The sequence below is a fragment of the Paenibacillus sambharensis genome (assembly GCF_003233845.1).
In the GTDB taxonomy this organism is placed as follows: Bacteria; Bacillota; Bacilli; order Paenibacillales; family Paenibacillaceae; genus Paenibacillus_I; species Paenibacillus_I sambharensis.
The window spans coordinates 159618-178805 of sequence record NZ_QKRB01000060.1 but is presented as its reverse complement, the minus strand read 5'-3'; the positions used below and the strand labels follow the sequence as shown (position 1 = coordinate 178805).

The window sequence follows — 19188 nt, the reverse complement described above, 5'->3', positions numbered from 1 at the left end:
TGTACTGGGCACAACGATCACAGCTGGTACGCTAACCTCTGCAGGTACCATCACCAATATCCTGACCGGTACAATCGCCAGCGTACTTGGTGCGACTATCACCGGCGGCACTATTGATGCCGTTCTAGCCGCGACCATTACAGGCGGCACATTGACTTCCGCAGGTACCGTTACCGACATTCTGGGCGGTACGATCGACGCTGTGCTTGGCGCCACGATTACTGCGGGCACGATCACCAGTATTGGAACCGTAGGAACCGTGAACAGCCTGACCTCCATCTCCCAGAAAAACTTTATCGAGCTGGCAACGACAGGCGTTACAACCTCAGACACCTTTACTCCTCTGCCAGCGAATACAACCAGTGTTCTCGGTGTATATTCCTATTTCCTCGTGAACACCGGGGCCAATCCGGTAGACTGGCGAGCCGAAGTCAGTGCTGACGGCGCCAACTATTATGTTGATACGACAAGCACAGGAGTTCCTGCAGGCGGCACTGATGTTCTGGTACCGTCACGCTTCCTGAAATATACCCGTGTTTCCTACCGTTCCACCGGTGCGGGCGCGCCTTCTACGGTCAATATATTTTTCGATGCCCAAGGAACGTAAACCAGCCTAGTTCACATACTTTATAAAGAGAAAATTTCACAAAAAAGCACATGGAAACATGTGCTTTTTTGTATGGATGGAGGCAACCTATGAACCCACTAAGCCTCGGTGTTCATATCATCGTCCGGGACGAGGCCGAATGGCTTCCCCAATGTCTGGAAAGTATCAGAAATGCAGATGAAATCATTGTGGTTGATACAGGATCTGAAGACAATTCCGTGTCCATAGCACGCTCTTTCGGGGCAGCAGTTATCGAGGACCCCTGGAAGGAAGACTTCTCACACCCGCGCAACAAGGCACTTAAGCATGCCTCGACGGACTGGATATTAGTACTGGATGCTGACGAGTGCCTATTGGGAGGCATTGATCAGCTGCGGGCCATGCTGGCCTCCGGGGAATGGGAAGCGTACAGTTTAACAATTGAAAATCTGTTGGGCAGCCGTCCCGAGGAACGATTGTACCATTCCGCAGTCCGTCTATTCCGCAGCCGCCCCGAGTACCGGTTTGAAGGGCGGATCCACGAGCAGATCGGCAGCTCGATTGTCAGGCAGCATCCGGGCAAATCCATGGGAGATGCCGGTATCCTGATCCGCCATTACGGCTACCTCCCTTCCATCCTTGACGGCAAGAAGAAGGCCCGCCGCAATGAAGATCTGCTGCTGAAGGCTCTTGAGGAGAACCCGGATGATCCCTTCTATCTATACAACCTCGGGATCACGCATCATCAATTGAACCGGCCCCAAGCAGCAACAGAGGTAATGGCCAAAGCTCTGCCATTAGTGCCTGTCAATGCCCCTTATCGGGCCGGACTTATTCGGGACCTTGCCAAACTGCTGCTTAGCCTTGGCAAGGCTGAACAGGCACAGGCTGTAATAGACAATGAATTGTCAGAGCGTTATGAGGATTACCCTGATCTGCATGTTCTGCTCGGTGACGCCCTGCTCGCACAGGGCTGGACGGATAAAGCATTTGACAGCTATACCCAAGCGGCGCAGCTTGCGGGATGTTCCGACCGGTATGTCCAGGAAGCAGGAAGCAGCAGCTTCACGCCGCTTAGCCGGATGGGCAGCATTGCACTGCGGCTTGGTCGACCTGAGGAGGCAGCCAGGCTGTTTCACGGCGCGCTGCAGCAGCATGCCACCCACCAGCCCTCGCTTTCAGGAATAGCCGAAAGCTTCCGGCAGCTCGACGTGTCTGAAACTGAGATTGCCGCCCTGCTTAAGCAAATCGTTCTCCCTCAACAGCCAGCGGACTACCTTCCCATCTTTGAAGCACTCAATGAAGCAGGCGCCGATCAAGGAATAGAGAGCTTGTGGCAGCAGGCCATGACAGCCGAATCCCGACTCGTAATCCTGTACGCTTCCGCCCTTCTGCGCAACGGCAAATCAGGCGTGCTGCCGCTGCTAACGGCTGCTGCCCTCCTCAATGACAGCACCCGGCCGGATGAGCTGGAGACAATCGGCATGCTGCTGAAGGTGTGCCGAACAGTCGGCAGCGGTGAACAATCTGCCTCTGCAGCATCTCTAGATGACGAGATAACCTTCGATAAGCTGATTCAGTGTGCTGTTGAAGTGCGGGCATGGCAGGCGGCAGAGACTTTTGCCCGGCGTTATGAGGCAGGCCAGCTGGCACTTGCCAAAGCGATGTACCGGAGCGGCTTCGTTCTGCAGGCGGCGGACCGGTTCCTCGGCCTGCTGGAGAGCCGGAAACTGGACTCTGAGGCCTTCTTTATGCTTGGGGAACTGCTGTATACCAAGAACCATTTTGCAGAAGCCGCCCAGCAGTTCGAGCAGGCACAGGCCATGCAGCCAGACCAGCGGCGAGCAGGCATCGGGCTGTCTCTATGCTATCTTCAGCTGGCAGCCAGGCATATGGACGAAGCGGTTCATCTGGCATCGGAGCAGACCGGACTGAGAGAGGATCTCGGACGCATTCAGGCAGCCATCCAGCTGCTCGCACGGCTTCCATGGCAGACGGATTGGAACGGACGGCAAAGGAGGAACCGTGATGGAGAAGCCGCTCATATCACTCTGCATGATCGTCCGCAATGAGGAGCAGCTCCTCCCCCGCTGCCTAAGGAGTGTGCAGGGCGCGGCAGACGAGATGATTGTCGTGGACACCGGGTCTTCAGACCGTACGGTAGAGATAGCTCGGGAGTTCGGGGCGCAGGTTATTGCCGCGCGGTGGGAAAATGATTTTGCCGCTGCGAGGAATATCGGATTGGAGCAAGCCTCCGGCCGCTGGATTCTGCAGCTGGATGCGGATGAAGAACTGGAGCGCGGTCAGCATAATGAGCTTAGGCAGTGGGCCGCCCGCTCCGAGTTTGACGGACTCCTGCTACAAGTGCACAATCACGCTGGCAGCGACCCCGGCTCCTCCGTTGTAACGATCAACCCTATCGTCCGCATGTTCCGGAATTATCCTGCCTGCCGGTACAAAGGGTCCATTCATGAGCAAATTGCCGCATCTATCCTCGAGACGAAGCCCGGCGCTGCTTTTCACTGCACACCGATTCGCATCCACCACTACGGCTACGCTGCCGAGTGGGTGAAGAAGAAGGATAAGGTTACGCGGAACCGGACTCTGCTGCAGGAGGCACTCCGGCGTGCGCCGGATGATTCATTTCATCACTATAATCTGGCCGTCGAATATATGCGGGTCCATGACTATGAATCTGCTCTGCGCCATCTACGCCAATCCAGGCGCTTCCTGCCCGGTGAGGTCAGCTACAAGCATCTGCTCTACAAGTACGAGGCTTACTGCCTGTCTTCCCTAGCCAGGGCCGACGAAGCGGTAAAGGTGCTGGATCAGGGGAGGGAGCTGTACCCCGATTATACGGATCTGCATCACACAAAGGCGGTTGTGCTGATACGGCAGGGCAACAAGAAACAGGCGGCCATCCTGCTAAGGCGGGCTGTTCGCCTTGGTCCCGCACCGCTTGCCTATCATACCGAAGCCGGAATAGGGACGTATCAGTCATGCTTTCTGCTGGGTCAGCTGGTGGAAGAGCAGGGCAGCCCTGCGGAAGCAGCCGATTATTATCTCCAGGCGGTGACGCACAATCCAAGCATGACGAGTGCCTGGCAGCGCCTGTTTCGCCTGATGCGGCTGGAGGGCCGTGAGCAGGCAATTGCCCGTCTTATCTTTCCGGTACTGGATCGCCTCCCGGATGGGAATCAGCCCAATCAGGCCAGACTGATCCGGCATGTGCTGCTGCTGTTAGCCGAGGAAAGCTGCCTGGATACGGCACGTGCCTTGAAGGAGCAGTATATGGGTTCCAGCGCCGGTCCAGCAGTACGCTTGAATCCGGACTTCGAAGCCCAGCTGGCTTCAGCTTGCGCGGCAGAACAGCCGGATGATCCGCTTGTTCCTGAGCTCCCCGAGGAGTGGAGCACCGCTGTAAGAGCGGCCAGCTTGTCGGGAGATAACAAGCTCGCATGGAAGCTGCTGTCCGGGTGGATAGAGCAGTCAAAGAAGCCGGATGCCAGCACCAAAGCAAATCCCTCCGATCATGCCTACCGGCTGAGCCTTACCCTGATTGCCCTTGCGGATATCCAGCTCGCCAAACACGGCGGCCCGGAAAGCCCCAAGCGGTCTGTAATCCGGCAGGCGCGCGCCATCCTGCCCTACGCCCGGCTCCGGCGTGAGGATGAGCTGTAATGACCGGACATTCGGAAATACAGCTGTCACTCTGCATGATTGTCCGTAATGAAGCCGCTCAGCTTTCCCGCTGCCTCAGTTCCATCACCCCGCTCGTCTCTGAAATTATAATCGGGGATACAGGCTCGTCAGACCATACCCCTGCCATCGCCCGACAATTCGGCGCCAAGGTAATAGCCGTCCCGTGGGAGGATCATTTTGCCAAAGCACGAAACATCGTCTTATCCCACGCCACTCACCCATGGATCATTGTGCTGGATGCGGATGAAGAAGCCGACGGATGGACGCTGGAGCAGCTTCGGCCGCTGCTGCAAGGCTCTTCGATCTGCGGTTACTACCTGCAGATACACCATTATTACGGCGGAGGATCTGAGCATGAGTACAGCACGGACGCTGTACTTCGACTGTTCCGCAATGATCCGGGCATCCGCTATGAAGGACGGCTGCACGAGGATGTAGGAGTCAGCATCTTAAGATCACGGCCTGACGCCAAAATCGCTTCCGCTCCGCTTCGGATCAAGCACTACGGCTATCAGGCAGGAGCCGTAAGCTGCCAAGAAAAGCAGCGCCGGAACCTAGCCATACTGAAAGATGCGCTGGAAGAGGAACCAGACCAGGGCTTTTGGCATTACGCACTAGGAACGGAGAGGTTCCTGTCGGAGGATTATGCCGGGGCAGCTGACTGCTTCCTGCCGCTGCTGAAGAAGATTTCCCCACATGAAGGCTACACATCCGATCTTTATCTGAAAACAGCCTATGCTCTGTACGCCTGCGGAAGAATCCAACAAGCGAAGCCTGTAATCCGCAAGGGACTCAGTTTATTCCCTGATTTTACAGATCTGCTGGAGCTGCAGGCCATGATAGCCCTGGAGCAGTCCAAACTTCAGGAAGCCTCCGACTCCCTGCAGCAAGCGCTTGATGCTGGTGACATGTCAGCTGTCTACAGCTCAACAGCCGGCAGCGGCACCTACCGAACACGGCAGCTGGCCGGCATGGTATGCGAACGCGCACTCTGCTTCGAGGATGCTGCCCATCATTACCAGCAGGCAATTCTGATGTGCCCGGCAATGACCGCTGTATGGTCCCGGTGGATCTCTCTCCTGCTGATGATGGAGCGTGATAAGGATATCGCAGAGCTGCTGCGTATGCTGCCGCAAGCATTGACGCAGCAGCTGGCGGCCGTGCTCGTTCCCGCTGCGCTTAATGCCAGGTCGGCCGCGCTGCTTGAGCTGCTGTGCGACCAGCTGCCGCAGCAGTCTGACACGCATGTCTTGATCCGGGCAGTCCGCCTGATGATGGAAAGCCGTTACAGCGATGCATCGGAGCTGCTGGAAGATAGGCTGAAACAGCAGGCTGTCCATCTTCGGGAGGAGGAGGATGACGTGGATTCCAGCCCGGCGGGCAAGCGGGCCGCTTCTTACCTGTGGGCTGCTGCCTGGGCTATGGAGCAGCCCAATCAAGCGGCTGCCATCCTCGCCGGCTCAACCACCCCCGATGCCAGCCTTTGGCAGGTGCAGATGCTGCTGGAGACGTATGGTAAGGGAGAGATGACTGGCAAGGCCGGCGGAGGCCAGTTCGCTGGTAAAGACCAGACGGATAGTGAAGACATAGCGAAACGTAAAGTCCGCGCCGGCACTGAGAGCAATCTGGATGCGCAAGCCGGAGGGGACTGCCCGAAGCGGGAAGCGGAAGAAGGCCGCAGGATTAATCTTCACGGCCGCGTTGGCCGCAGCCCCAGTCACAGCAGCAGCGGCTTGCCCGAGCCAGCGGCGATGCTGCTCTACGCCGCGCAGCTGCTTGTGCAAGCAGGCGCCTGGGGCGCCCTGCTGCAGCTGGTTCAGGCGGGCCGGCTGGACCTTGCCGGCCCCGAGGTGCCGCAGCCGCTGCTGTGCGGACTGCTGCGGGCACCAGCTTCCACTCGCGCGGCGCTGGCAGGCGCCCCGGCGGGTGCACACTCGGCAGCGGCCGGTGCGGAAGCATCCTTGGCCGGGCTGCTGCTTCGGGCCGCACTCGCAGAGTCGTGCGGCCGTTATGGGGCAGCTGCAAACCTGCTGACGCTTGCTGCCACCCTCTACCCGGGCCGGCCCGAGCCACCGGCTGGGCTGGCCTGCTTGCGGCATGCGCAGGCCAGCCGCGCCAGCGGGCGGGCCGCGGATCTGCCGCAGCCGCAAATGACGCTGGCGCTGCTGGCAGCGGCATGTGCGAATCCATCAATAAATGGGACTATCTTATAAACGAGTCATTTTCCAAGGAAGGATATTTCGCCTGATGCAGAGTAGGCGTATACACCTCCTGACTGCACGGCTAACGAATCATATTACACGTTAAATCTGCAAATTTGAGGCTCTTGTACTTGACCAATGCTACGATGTTTAATTTGTCCTCCTAATAGAGGAAGGGGTGTCCCGAGTCAACATGACTCATTGGACACCCCTGCCTAGATAATAATGAACTAATTAAGCCCTCATTACTACCTGATATACACCTGCTCCAGCACGTACCTGGAGCTTCCCTCTTCTTCTGCACTGAAGACGAAGTTAACGTACGTCGTACTGAATGCATCCCATCCTGGTGGCTGAATCGAATATTGAAAGGTCTGGAAGTATTCATTCTTTTCCCCCACATACGACACTTCCACACCGCTCAGCTTTACTTTCCGAAGCGCAGCCGCATAACTCTTAGATTTTGCAGCACCATTGGCTTCTCTGATGCCTTTAACCTGATCGGCAAACATCTTTTTGTAATATTCCTGCCCGTACAGGAACGAATCCGCAGGCGGGTTATACGTATATTTCTCGATATAAGCGTTAAAGGTATCGTACTTGTTCGTCTCCAGCGCCTTGGCATAAATATTCGCCACCTTCAATGCCTCGGCCTTCATCTTTGCCGTCATGACCTTATCGCCGCCCTTAAGCTCGATCAGATAAGCGGACTGCTTAGGCTTCACTGGCGCGGACGCTGCATCTTCCTTGGCTGCTGCTGTCGCTCCTTGACCAATAAACATCGTCTTCGTCGGGTTGCTCCAGCCGATCTCTGTTCCTACCGCGTCTGCAACCGCGCGAGCTGGAAGGTAAGTCGTGCCGTCATAGGTGATTGGCGTGACCTTGGAGCCGTCAGCGTTACGGGGTGTCCAGGAGCTGCCGTTCAGCTCAAACTTGATGTCATGGTTCAGGTATGCCGTGATCTTCTGTAGTCCCGTCGCGCCAAAAGCGCCCACTGCGCCGCACACGAGGCTCGTCGCCAGGACAGAAGCCACGAATACGGATTTTTTCATCTCGATAAACTTCTTCACGTTGTTTCCCTCTCTCGTAAATGATTCATGAATTAAGGATGGGACTAATTATTTCAGACTGTAGTAAATGAAGGATTCTTCATACTCTAGGTCTGGAGTCGTTTTGCGGAATGCCAGCACGCTCTGCTGACCTTTTGGTACGCCTACGATTGCCTTGCCTGTTACTTCGTAAGACTTCTTCTGCCCTGGAGCCACCTTCACTCCAACGGTTTGGTCACTATTATTACTGCTCAATGAGCCGTCAAAACCATAATCCTGTACTCCAATGACTGAACTTGAGTTATCAACAGCCCGTGTTCCCCAGATACTCGGTCTGAACATGCTTAAATACATATCCGTTTCCTCGCTGCCCGCTTTAAACCAGGCATTGCTGATCTTCATGGTAAGAGTCACCAGTTTATAATCCACTTCGTCGAAATTATCCGGGCTGGTCAATCCGAGCTTCTTGAATCCGTCGGCGGAGAGGGAAGCAACCTTGTTTAACGTAATGGTGTAAGTGGCGCCGTAGGAACCGTTAACCTCAGGCTTGTAGCTGTAAGTATCCGTGTAGGTATAGCTTGTACCAATCGCAATTGGATCGCTCAGCGAACCCTTATTCTTTGAAGTCCCTGCCGGTGCAGTGCCTGTGGAAGGACTAGCAGACGAACCAGCAGACGAACCAGCCGAAGTCCCTGACTGCGAACCGGATACCGCTCCTGTAGAACCGCCCGTAGAGCCTTCACCAATCGAAATGGTCTTCGTGCTGCCGTTCCAGCCGACTTCTGTACCTACCGCATCCGCGATGGCGCGGGCCGGAAGATATGTCGTGCCGTTGTACGTAATTGGCGTAATTCTGGAGCCGTCCGTATTGCGGGGCGTCCATGCGCTGCCGTTCAGCTTGAACTGAATGTCGTGATTCAACTGCGCCGTAATCTTCTGAAGTCCTGTTGCGCTGTAGGCACCCACCGAACCAAACACCAGGCTGGTCGCCAGAATGGTAGTTACAAATACAGACTTCTTCATCCGAATCTTCTTCATTTGACCTCTGATCCCTCTCTCTGTGCAATAATCAAGACAGTACATAAGGACTAATCAACGCTGCCGTTCAAACAGTGAAATCCGCCCAAAGCACTACCCATTACCAAATTATCGGTAGGTTTCCATGGGAATTTTATACTTACATGAAAATAAAAAAAGCCTGTTCCTACCCGCGAACGGATAGAAACAAGCTTTGTGAACTTTAATACACTAATTAACTGAAATACACTTGTTCCAGAATATACTTGGAGCTGCCGTACTGCTCCGCGCTGAAGACAAAGTTTACGTAGAAGGTGCTGAAAGCGTCCCAGCCCGGCGGCTGGATACCGTACTTAAAGGTCTGCGAGAACTCATTCTTCTCACTTACATAAGTCACGTCTATGCCGCTCAGCTTGACCTTCTTGATCGCTGCCGCATAGCTCTTCACCTTGGCTGCGCTGTTGGCTTCCTTGCCGCCATTGACGTACTCCGCGAACTGCTCCTTCAATTTCTCCTGGCCGGTGATGATCGGGGAGTTCGGAAGAGCTTTGGACGTGTACTTGTCAATATAGGCGTTAAAGGTCGTGAACTTGCCCGTCTCCAGCGCCTTGGCATAAATTCCTGCCAGCTTCAGGGCTTCGGCCTTCATCTTGGCCGTCATCACCTTGTCGCCGCCTTTAAGCTCCATGAGATATTGAGACTGCTTGGGCATGACAGGGGCTGCTGCCGCGTCTGCCTTGGCTGCTTCTGCTGCCCCTTGTCCGATAAACACGGTCTTCGTCGGGTTGCTCCAGCCGATCTCGGTGCCAACCGCTTCCGCAACCGCACGGGCAGGCAAATAGGTATTGCCGTCATAGGTAATCGGCGTAGCTTTGGAGCCGTCCACATTCAGCGGCGTCCAGGAGCTGCCGTTCAGTTCAAACTTGATGTCATGGTTGAGGTATGCCGTGATCTTCTGCAGTCCCGTGGCACCGAAGGCGCCTACTGCACCGAATACCAGACTCGTCGCCAGGACAGAAGTCACGAATACGGATTTTTTCATCTCAATAAACTTCTTCATTGCTGCTGTTCCTCTCTCTGTATGAATTAGGGAAGCCGGTAAATCTGTGGACTATTTCAATTTAAAATAAATGAACGAGTCATTGTATTCAATCCCCTGCGCTTGCTTACGGAATGCCAGCAGGCCCGGCTTGTCCTTAGGTACGCCCACAATAGCCTGTCCCGTCACTTCATAAGACTTCTTCTCACCCGGGGCCACCTTAATCCCGACGGTTTGCTCCCGCTCCTTGGTGTACAGCGAACCTTCGAAGCCTAGATCATTCGAGCCGATCACACTCTCGGTGCCATCCGTGCTGCGGGTACCCCAGATATTTGGCCTGTAGATATTCAGGTACATATCCTTCGCATCGGTGCCCGCCTTGAACCACGCATCCGCAATCTTGATCGTCAGGTCTACCAGCATGTAGTTAACCTCGTCTGTATTATCCGGCTGCTTAAGGCCAAGCGCTTCAAATCCGGCAGACGTGATTGGAGCGGCCTTGTGCACTGTAATCGTATAAGTAGCGCCGTAAGAACCGTTCTTCTCCGGCTTGTAATCCGATTTATCCGTATATGTATAACTGGTGCCAAGGGCTATCGGGTCTGACAGCGATCCCTTGTTCTTGCTTGCGGCAGTGCTGCCTGTTGTTGTTCCTGTCGTTGTGCCTGTGGAAGGAGTTGTCGGTGTACCGGTGACAGCCCCTGTGGAGGAACCTGCTTCGGCATCCGCCGCACCCTCGCCAATCGATATGGTCTTCGTGCTGCCGTTCCAGCCGATATCCGTTCCTACCGCATCCGCGATGGCACGTGCCGGAAGGTATGTAGTGCCTTCATAGGTGATTGGTGTGATCTTCGAACCATCTGCGCTACGTGGTGTCCAAACGCTGCTGTTCAGGTTAAACTTGATGTCGTGATTCAGATAAGCCGTGATCTTCTGCAGTCCTGTAGCACCAAATGCGCCCACCGCACCAAACACCAGACTTGTCGCCACGAGGGTCGCCGCGAACGCGGACTTCTTCATGCGAATCTTCTTCATTGCTTTCCCTCTCTCTCTTCATGTTGAACAATAACCGGCCTTAAGAGAAGATGTCGAACCTCTCAAAACCAAGCCAATTATACCACCGCATCCAAACCTTTACATGGGAATGATATCCTAGAAGCAAGCAAGGCCCGCTTTCTCCGGCACGGAGAAAGCAGGCCTTTTGACACTAATAGTTGTCGATTATTGTAATTTCACATTCACCTTCTGCGTCGTCACCAGCTTGCCGCTGTTGTCGTAGGCCTGCACCGCAATCTCAAGCTTCTTGCCCTTATAGGCGCGAAAATCAATCTCTGCCGTCCATGGCGGGGCAGATGCGGTTCCGACCGTGCGGCCGCCGATCTGGTAGCTTACCTTGGACAGCGTAGGGGCCCATGTCTTCACATAGCCGGACAGCTTCAGCTTGCCCGCCTGTATGGTGCTGTTGTTGACCGGCTTGTAGGAGACTGGCGCCTTCTCGCCGATCGAGCCCAGGTAGAATGGATGGGCCACGGATTCCTTGTATGCCTTGAGCAGCTGCTCGTTAGCCGACAGCATATAGTATTTGATCCGCGCTGTGGAATCGCCATTGCTGTCAAACCAGAACACGCCCTTTACCTTCGGATAGACCATTGGGAGGGAAGAGTAGAACTCCCGCAGCTTGTACACGGCCCACTTGGTCTTGTCCTGGCGCTTCTCGGGATACATGTAGGACACACCACCCTCCGAGATGAACACCGGCTTGCGCGCGGCATAGGTCTGATAGATGTGGTCGAACTTGTCCAGATGGCTCGATCGGTCTTCGCCCTGCTCCAGCGGATCAAGAGACGGATCGAAGATTGTGTACAGGCTCACGCCCACCCAGTCCACATAGGCGTCACCCGGGTAATACGATTCAATCGTGTAGGTCGGGTTCGCTCCGGGCGCCCAGACCATCGCAACATTGTCCTGCGCTTCCTCGCGGAACACCTTCGCAACGAGCCGGAACTTCTCAATATACTTCTTCGGATCGCCGTGCCACTTCACCCACCCGCCGTTCATCTCATTGGCGAACCGCAGGAACACGGGTGCCTCCGACTCCCCGATTGCCTTCGCCAGGCCGCGCAGGTAAGCATCATCCTTGACCTGATCCAGACCCTTGATTGGCTGCACGCCAATTTGCAGAGCCGTTCCGCTAGCCTTCGCCCGCTCCAGATGTTTTGCCAGCAGGGCCGGATCACTGCCATAGTTAAAATACAGCAGGTATGCCGCATGCTTCTTCCCCGTAAGCACCGGGAACTGCTCCGTGAAATACTTCCCCTTCTTCGGATCGTTAACCGCCTTGTCCAGCTCTGCGTAAGCGCCGATTAAAGCCCCGTTAGCCGGCACAAACTTCGTCCCGCCGTAAGTGGTTCCCTGCCCGGCCGGCTGCTCCACATACAGCTTCGCCGAGCTGCGAAGCAGGTTGGCCTTGCGTTTGGCCGCAATGCTTACTTGCGTCTGTTTCGCCTTACCCGAATATTCCGCCTCAAGATCCCAGTTCGCAACGGCTTCATCATAATGCTTCAGCCCCTTGTAGCAGTCGCCAATCCGGCGGTACATCTGCGCAGCGTTGCCATAGTCCTTATCCTTCACGAACACTGGCGCAATCTGCTTATATTGGGCTATCGCTTCGTTGTATTTGCCCCGCGCCTCCAGCTTCTGCGCTTCCTTGTAGACCGTCCACACACTTGCCGCCTGTGCCTTGCCCTGCTGCATAACCGGTATGCTCATCAGCAGTATGATCAGCACAAGCCCTATCCTTAGCGTCCATCCTGCTCTGTCCGTTGTCCTCTGTCCTTGCTGCACGCTGTCTCCCCCGTCTCCCCTGCCCGCAGGCAGAACTTGATGAATATTGTAGAATTATGTCATGTAAAGCAGGATTATTATACCAGCACTTACTTCCTAAGAAAATAAAAAAAGAGAACCGTAAAAGAGCGGTTCTCTTAACAAGCAGCAGTCCGCTTAGGACTTGCCGCAGCATTTCTTATATTTTACGCCGCTGCCGCATGGGCATGGCTCATTGCGTCCGATCTTGCGCCGCTCATCCAGCTGGATAACCTTGCCGCCAGCCGCTGCACCAGCGGCTGCACCTGAGGCCGCCCCCTGTGCCTGTCCCGCCGGTACCGGCTTCGCTTCAGGCTGAGGATTCAGCTCCAGCGGGGTATACCCCTTCAGGAACCACAGCCGGGTATTGTTCATCAGCTTCATCAGCAGGTCGATCAGCTGCCGGACCGCCAGCTCGTCTCCAAGCTCGAAGTCCCGCTCGATATCCTGCATGATCTCCGTAAGGGGATCGCCGAGCTTGATGCTGTAGGCCAGCATATCCACGGTATCTTCCGCGTCCGCACGGCTCAGCTCATAGTGATGCATGAAGTAATGGACCAGAGCCTGGAACTGCGGTGTCCGGTCGATGTAGTCCGGGTCTGCCGCCTGCACCACCTGCTTCTTCGTCAGCGGGTAGAAGCCGGCATCCTGTCGCAGCCCCTGCTCCGTGCGCACGCCTGCAATATCCGTTACATCCGCATGGGCAACCAGCTCATCCTGAACCTGAACAGACGCATCGTAACTGGCCGCATCCTCAATCACCTGACGGTAACGCTCTGTATCCAGCGCCTCCTCCGTGTAGAGAGGAATCAGCTTCGCCAGCTCATCCCAGGTCAGCACACCATTATAGTAGAGAATGCCCCGGGTCAGCTTGGCAAGCTCTGTATTGCGCTGAACACTGGCTTTAAGACCGGCTGTATCAGCCCGGCGGAAGCTCTCCAGCACTTCCTCCGGCATGACCAGCGTGTTAACGCCGTCCACCACGCCAGGGAACAGCAGTCCCAGACTGCGGAAATAGACGATTTGTTCATATATTAAGTCCGGCTGCTCCAGCTTCCCGTTCTTCCGCTCGGCTGCCTTCAGCAGATTGTACTTCGATTCATCCAGTGAATGCCACACGCGTTCCAGGCCTTCCGGCATCTGAGCCGCGATCGCCTCGCAGAGCTCCTGCTTCTTAAGGGTGCTTACACCCTTCACCTTCAGCTGCAGACTTGTCCGAACCCGGGTCAGATCATCCTTCGTCAACCGGCCCAGCGCCTCTGTAAGCCCTAACGGATAGCTGATTGCCGTCCACAGCGCGGCCTCTTCCTTCTTCCGCTTCGCAATCATGCGTTCCAATTCCTTCTTCTTATCTGTCTGCCCTTGCACTGCCATGCTACTCAACTTGTATAACGCTCCCTTCCAGACATCCGCACTGCGAGGAGGATGGCGGCCAAGCCGCCTCCCCTGCTGCTGTGCGATTTCCCTGCAAACCGCAGGCCCGCTTCGGCTGTATGAATCCGAGCAGGACCTGCCTTCTATGTAAACTCCTATGAGTATACCAGAATATTCTCCCCGTGCGGTAAAATGGGAACATTTTCATCAATCTATTCTGACCCTATTGACCCGGCTGACTCTCAGAAACCTCCATTAGAAACACCCGTTCGCGGAAGCCGCCGCGCCTCTCTTCCTTGTCCTTGCGGATCGCCTCCAGCTGCTCCGGGTCCGACCCGTGTACCGCTGCCAGAGTGTGCATAAGCTCCAGAATATCCGCCAGCTCCTCCACTGCGCTGCTGTCATCTCCCGCACGCATGTACTCGTCCAGCTCCTCGTACAGCTTCGTGCGAAGCTGCGCGCGGTATTCCGCTTCTTCCAGAATGCGGGTGCTGCATGTATTGCCGCTCTCTGCGATGATGGCCGGGATCCGGTCCCGCACAAGCTTGTTATAGGTAGGCATAACGTATTTACTCCCCTCTCATCCGCTTATTCAATCTCAGTGTCTGCAACGATGCACCCTTAAGTTAGCTGCCAAGCAACCTTAACGGCCTGCGTGTCGTCATATGATTATCTATCCGGTCAGTCCTCTTGGAATCATGATGAAGAAGCAGAGGTGAAGCCAGATGATCATCTGGATTAATGGCGCGTTCGGCTCAGGCAAAACACAGACTGCCTACGAGCTCCACCGGCGGCTGCCCGGCTCGTATGTGTTCGATCCGGAGAACGCCGGTTATTATATCCGCAAGAATGTCCCAAAGCAAGCAGCCCATAGTGATTTTCAGGATTATCCGATGTGGCGCGAATTTAACTATGCCATGCTGACTTATATCAGCCGCAGCTTCGACGGTCCCATCCTTGTGCCGATGACGGTGGTGAACCCGGTATACTTCCGCGAGCTGGTCGGGCGGCTGCGCCTGGACGGTGCCAGTATTCATCATTTCACCCTATTAGCATCTCCGGAAACACTGCTGAAGCGGCTGCGCAGCCGGGGCGAGGGGCCAAGCTCCTGGGCGGCGCGGCAGATTCACCGCTGCACGGAGGCGCTGACCGACGACCGGTTCGCGCAGCACATCGTAACAGACCAGCTCACTGTCGAAGCTGCGGCCGAGGCCATCGCTTCCGCGCTGGGGCTGACCCTGATGCCGGATCACCGGGGCAAGCTGGGAAGGATGAGGGACCGGCTGGTGACAAAGCTCCGGAATGTCAGGATCGGCGGCTGAGGCGATAAAGGGCAGGCCCAATGGGCCCGCCCTCTTCTCTTTCTCTTAATCCCAGTTACCCTTACCCCGACTGTCTCTTACACCAAATCCAGCACAAGCACGCTTACCGAATGCGCCGGCAGTGTGAGAACGGCAGATTTGCCATCAATTGTCACGCTGGACTCTGCTGGCTGAACCTTCTCGTCATTCTTCTTGTTGACGTTCGGGATGTTCAGCAGTGACTCGTCCCCGGTGAGCGTGACCAGCTTGGCCGCAGCAGCGACGTTCAGGTCCTTCAGCTCAAGCTCGGTTGTCTTGTCGGTGCCGTCAGCGTTCACAAGCTTCACATAGACATGCTTGTCATCCTTCGTGACGGAGCTGAACACATCGCGGTTGTATGCTTCCAGCTTGTAATCCAGCACCAGGCTCGATTCCTTGCCGTCTGTGTACGAGCAGACCAGACGGTCGCCTGTCCCCCCGCCAAAATTTACCGTAATCGCATATTCCGCGCCTTCGGTCAGCGGCTCATAGCTGCAGGCACGCAGGTTGCCGGCAGCGGAGCTGGAGGAGTAGTCGCCCAGCGTGTAGCCTTCGATGCCCTGCTTGTATACCTTCACGCCTGTCGCATTGCCGTTGTAGCCGATCGCGTATTCGATAACATCCTTCTTCTCCGGCGTGATGTCGGTCAGCCCGGCACCAACGAAGAAGCCTTCTGTACCCGCGCCCTTCACAGCGGTGACCTCTACCTTGTAATTGGTCCACTCGTCGTTCAGGATGTACAGGCCGTTGCGGCCGCTGCTCTGCGCCTTCAGCACAAGGCCGCGCTCTGCATCAACCGTATAGCCCGCCGAACCCGGAATAACCTGCCAAGCGGCATCCAGCTGCTGCGTGAAGTCCTGATCCAGCAGCACGCGGCCATCCTCATGGGAAGTCACCTTGACGCGCTTCACGATAACCTCCGCATTGCCTGCCGCGATCTCGATGCCGCCGCGCGGGATGAGCTCAAGCGGCTTGCCGCTGCGGTACGTCCGGAACGATGTGCCCAGCACCTTCTTGCCGGCATACTTCGCGAACAGCTGCTGTACATAATAGTTCGGCGTGAACCATACCGTCTCGTCGTCGAACCAGATGCAGTCCGGCGTCCAGCGGTAGGTGCCGTCGGTGAGCACCTTGTTGAACAGCGGCGCGTACGCGGTCAGCAGCACGACGTCAGCGTTATTTTCGAAGCCGGTCATCATCGCTGCTTCCGCAACCGCACCTGCCAGCGTGTTCTTGTCCGTGGACGCATACTCGCCGACGAATACCTTGGAGGTCTCGCGCAGGTTCAGGCTGCCGTCCTGCTCATAGGCCCGGTAATAATAGTTGTAGCGGTCCACGTTGTTCAGCAGGTACTCATTGGAACGGTAGTAGTGCTCATCCGCAATCGTATCCATGTAGTTCGGCTGCTTCTCGTACCAGGTGATCGTCTCCTCGTGGCTGTGCTTGCCGTCCGTGAAGCTGACCTTGGCTTCGCCCTCCAGGCGTCCGCTCAGGAACTTCCAGCCTTCCTGGTACGCATCGTCATCCGCCTGCGCGCCGACTGTCGAGATGATGTGAAGCTCATGATCCGGGTAAAACTTCGCCATATGCTCGTCGATCGCAGCCTTGAACACCTCGAAGTTCGCATAGAACTCCGTGCCCCAGTTCTCGTTGCCGACACCAAGGTAGCGGAGATCGAACGGCGCTTCGTGGCCCATCTGGCGGCGCAGTGCAGCCCATTCGTTATGCTCAAAATCCATACTGATCGCAAAGTCGATCAGATCCGTAAAGTTCTTGATGTAGTAATCGCGCAGTGCTCCGCCCGCCGGGTTGCAATAATCCGAACGCGCCTGGCAGAGTACGCCGCAGGCCATAACCGGCAGCGGTGTCGCGTTCAGGTCCTCGGCCAGCTGGAAGTATTCCATATAGCCAAGACCCATCGTCATCATGTAGCCCCAGACGTTGAAGTTCTCCTTGCGCAGCTCGATGTCGCGGACCGATTCCTTCCAGTCGTAGACGTTCTCCCAGATATGCGAGCCTTCGGAGATACAGCCGCCGGGGAAGCGCAGGAAGGTCGGGTGAAGGTCCAGCAGCGCCTCGACCAGGTCTCTGCGGAGACGGTAGTTCGGGTTGCCGGTATAGTTCGCATGCGCGCTTGCCGAGCGCGGCTCTTCGCGAACGCCCCATACCTCTTCCGGATAGAGCGAGACCATATCGATGGAGATGTCGCCGCTGAATTCGAGTGCCAGCTGACCAAGCACCGTACGGGAGCCGGTCAGGACGATTTTCGACTCCGCGCCATACTTCTTCCACGTGCCGCCGCCTTCGACTTCAATGACAGCTGAATCGCTGATGTCCCCGCCGTCCGGGTCCTTCAGCTGGATCGTGATGGTGCCCGGCTTGTCCGCCTTCGCCCAGATCGTGAACAGGTAGCGCGCTCCGTCGCGGATCGCCATCGCACAATAGCCGTTCGTATCGTTAAATCCGCGGTTATAAAGCGTCGCGCCGTCTGCCACTGTGACATAGTAAGCATTCGCTTCCTTGTCCTCCAGGCCAAAATGGTCATTCAGTCCGCCGGTATTGTGCACCTTCACCTTATCGGTGTCGCCGCTCCAGGCTTCCAGCGCATTGTGATTGCGGCCGGTGGAGACGCCATTTTCCCCGGAGTGGTGGTTGTAGGTGTCAAATGTGAACGCTTCGAACGAGCGGTTGCGCACCAGCTCCGCATAGATGCCGCCGTCCGCCGCATTGTTAATATCCTCATAGAAGAGTCCATACATCACTTCGCTGACGTTCATCAATTCCTTGCCGCCCTCGATGGTCAGCTTATACGGAGGCATGCCCTCCGGCATCACGGTAACCGGATAGCTCTTCTCAACCGTATAGCCTCCGCGCTTCAGAACAGCGGTCAGAATAACGCCCTGCGGCGCTTTCAGCTCCTTAACCGCACCTTCTCCTGTCAGTACCTCAGGATGGCTGGATTTCCAGCTGACTTCAACCTTGCCGCCCATGAGAGCAGATGGAAGTGTCAGATCCTTCGTTACAATGGAGGCCGGGAACGACAAGTACTTGTCGCGGGCCAGGTGGACGATCTGCTGATCGGTCAGCGAGTCGCACATGACCTCAATAACCTCGTCCTGGGACAAGCCTGCCGCATAGATGCGGAAATCGGAGAACGAGCCGGCAAAATCCGCATCCGCGTCATACTGCGACCGTCCGATGTAGTTGTTCTTGTACTGGGCCGCTTCATTAAACGTGGCGAACCAGGCGCGCAGCTTGGCATACATGCCGCTGGAGGTCTGGCTGATCGAGCCGTCCGTCGCAACCTCGCCGTTCACATAGAGAACCGGACCCGCGCTGCTGAGCGTGCCGTTCTTCGTGCCAATAACCGACATGGCAATATGCATCCACTCGCCCGTCGGGTAGGATTTGCCCGGATCAGCGACAATGTCGCCCTCCGCATTCAAGGTGGCGCGCATGTTGCGCGTCAGGAACAGGTAAGGGCCCTCAGGTCCTTGGCCAAAATCAAATATCCGCTCCCACACATTCGAGCCCTTGTCAAAATAAACCCATGTCGACACCGTCACGCCGGACTGGTCGCTTACACCTTCCAGCAGACCTGCCGGAAGCTGTATGTAGGATGTGCCGCTTGCTCCGCCAGGCAGCGTAACAGCCGGTCTGCCGCCAACGGTTGATGCCACAGGCAGCTGCCTGCCCGCCAATTCCGAGTCGTTGCCCTTCCCGGAGCTGTCCTTGCCGATTCGCTCAGCATTATCAAATTTGTACTGCGCAATCAACCGTTCTTTGAATGGTACATCTTCAAATTTCATCGAATGCGTCTCCTGTTTTCTAATGATTTTTTGGTAGTGTTGATCGATACGATCTCATCAGGCATGGTCGTGCTCTGGCTGTTCCAGCATGTCATGATAACGCTTTTATAATAACATATCTGTGAATCAATTAACAATTACGTAATGGATGTATGGCAGCGGGATTGGCTCCGCCGAAGCGCATTTTGCCCAGAAACCAGATAGATACC

13 protein-coding genes are annotated in these 19188 nt (G+C 56.0%); 5 read left to right on the top strand and 8 right to left on the bottom strand.

Going from position 1 to position 19188, the window contains the following annotated elements; genetic code table 11:
• The 4 genes from DNH61_RS26580 to DNH61_RS25365 all read left to right on the top strand — a co-directional run.
• The coding region (locus DNH61_RS26580; RefSeq protein WP_111149754.1) for a DUF6385 domain-containing protein at positions 1-607 on the top strand (607 nt) is incomplete at its 5' end.
• 89 nt (positions 608-696) lie between these two features.
• Positions 697-2658: a tetratricopeptide repeat-containing glycosyltransferase family 2 protein gene (locus DNH61_RS25375; protein WP_181438880.1), complete on the top strand. Its 1962-nt coding sequence runs from the start codon at positions 697-699 to the stop codon at positions 2656-2658.
• A complete protein-coding gene (locus DNH61_RS25370; RefSeq protein WP_111149752.1) occupies positions 2615-4267 on the top strand; it encodes a tetratricopeptide repeat-containing glycosyltransferase family 2 protein in 1653 nt (550 codons plus the stop codon). The genes DNH61_RS25375 and DNH61_RS25370 overlap by 44 nt, the downstream gene beginning before the upstream one ends.
• A complete protein-coding gene (locus tag DNH61_RS25365; protein ID WP_111149751.1) occupies positions 4267-6501 on the top strand; it encodes a glycosyltransferase family 2 protein in 2235 nt (744 codons plus the stop codon). Before DNH61_RS25370 ends, DNH61_RS25365 begins: the two co-directional genes overlap by 1 nt.
• Positions 6502-6737: 236 nt before the next feature.
• On the opposite strand, the gene DNH61_RS25360 is transcribed toward DNH61_RS25365, so the two are convergent.
• The 7 genes from DNH61_RS25360 to DNH61_RS25330 all read right to left on the bottom strand — a co-directional run bounded on the left by DNH61_RS25360 (position 6738) and on the right by DNH61_RS25330 (position 14392).
• Positions 6738-7559 (bottom strand): stalk domain-containing protein, encoded by an 822-nt coding sequence (locus tag DNH61_RS25360; RefSeq protein WP_111149750.1) that lies wholly within the window; start codon positions 7557-7559, stop codon positions 6738-6740.
• 48 nt (positions 7560-7607) lie between these two features.
• Positions 7608-8576, bottom strand: coding sequence for a stalk domain-containing protein (locus tag DNH61_RS25355; protein ID WP_181438879.1), 969 nt, complete (start codon positions 8574-8576; stop codon positions 7608-7610).
• A gap of 214 nt (positions 8577-8790) precedes the next feature.
• Positions 8791-9615 carry a stalk domain-containing protein gene (locus tag DNH61_RS25350; protein WP_111149748.1) on the bottom strand — a complete coding sequence of 275 codons (825 nt, stop codon included), beginning with the start codon at positions 9613-9615 and terminating at the stop codon, positions 8791-8793.
• Positions 9616-9666: 51 nt separating this feature from the next.
• Positions 9667-10629, bottom strand: coding sequence for a stalk domain-containing protein (locus tag DNH61_RS25345; protein WP_111149747.1), 963 nt, complete (start codon positions 10627-10629; stop codon positions 9667-9669).
• Between the two features lie 186 nt (positions 10630-10815).
• On the bottom strand, positions 10816-12438 hold the full coding sequence (locus DNH61_RS25340) for a glycosyl hydrolase (RefSeq protein WP_245948326.1): 1623 nt from the start codon (positions 12436-12438) through the stop codon (positions 10816-10818).
• 156 nt (positions 12439-12594) lie between these two features.
• Positions 12595-13830 (bottom strand): YecA family protein, encoded by a 1236-nt coding sequence (locus tag DNH61_RS25335; protein WP_111149746.1) that lies wholly within the window; start codon positions 13828-13830, stop codon positions 12595-12597.
• A 223-nt stretch (positions 13831-14053) separates the two neighbouring features.
• Positions 14054-14392, bottom strand: a complete 339-nt coding sequence (locus DNH61_RS25330; RefSeq protein ID WP_111149745.1) for a nucleoside triphosphate pyrophosphohydrolase — start codon at positions 14390-14392, stop codon at positions 14054-14056.
• A 163-nt stretch (positions 14393-14555) separates the two neighbouring features.
• Between DNH61_RS25330 and DNH61_RS25325 the strand changes: the two genes are divergently transcribed.
• Positions 14556-15152, top strand: a complete 597-nt coding sequence (locus tag DNH61_RS25325; RefSeq protein WP_111149744.1) for an AAA family ATPase — start codon at positions 14556-14558, stop codon at positions 15150-15152.
• 77 nt (positions 15153-15229) lie between these two features.
• Here the strand turns inward: DNH61_RS25325 and DNH61_RS25320 are convergent, their stop codons facing one another.
• Entirely contained in the window at positions 15230-18979 is a 3750-nt protein-coding gene (locus DNH61_RS25320; protein ID WP_111149743.1) for an alpha-L-arabinofuranosidase C-terminal domain-containing protein, read from the bottom strand.
• Positions 18980-19188: the final 209 nt, after the last annotated feature.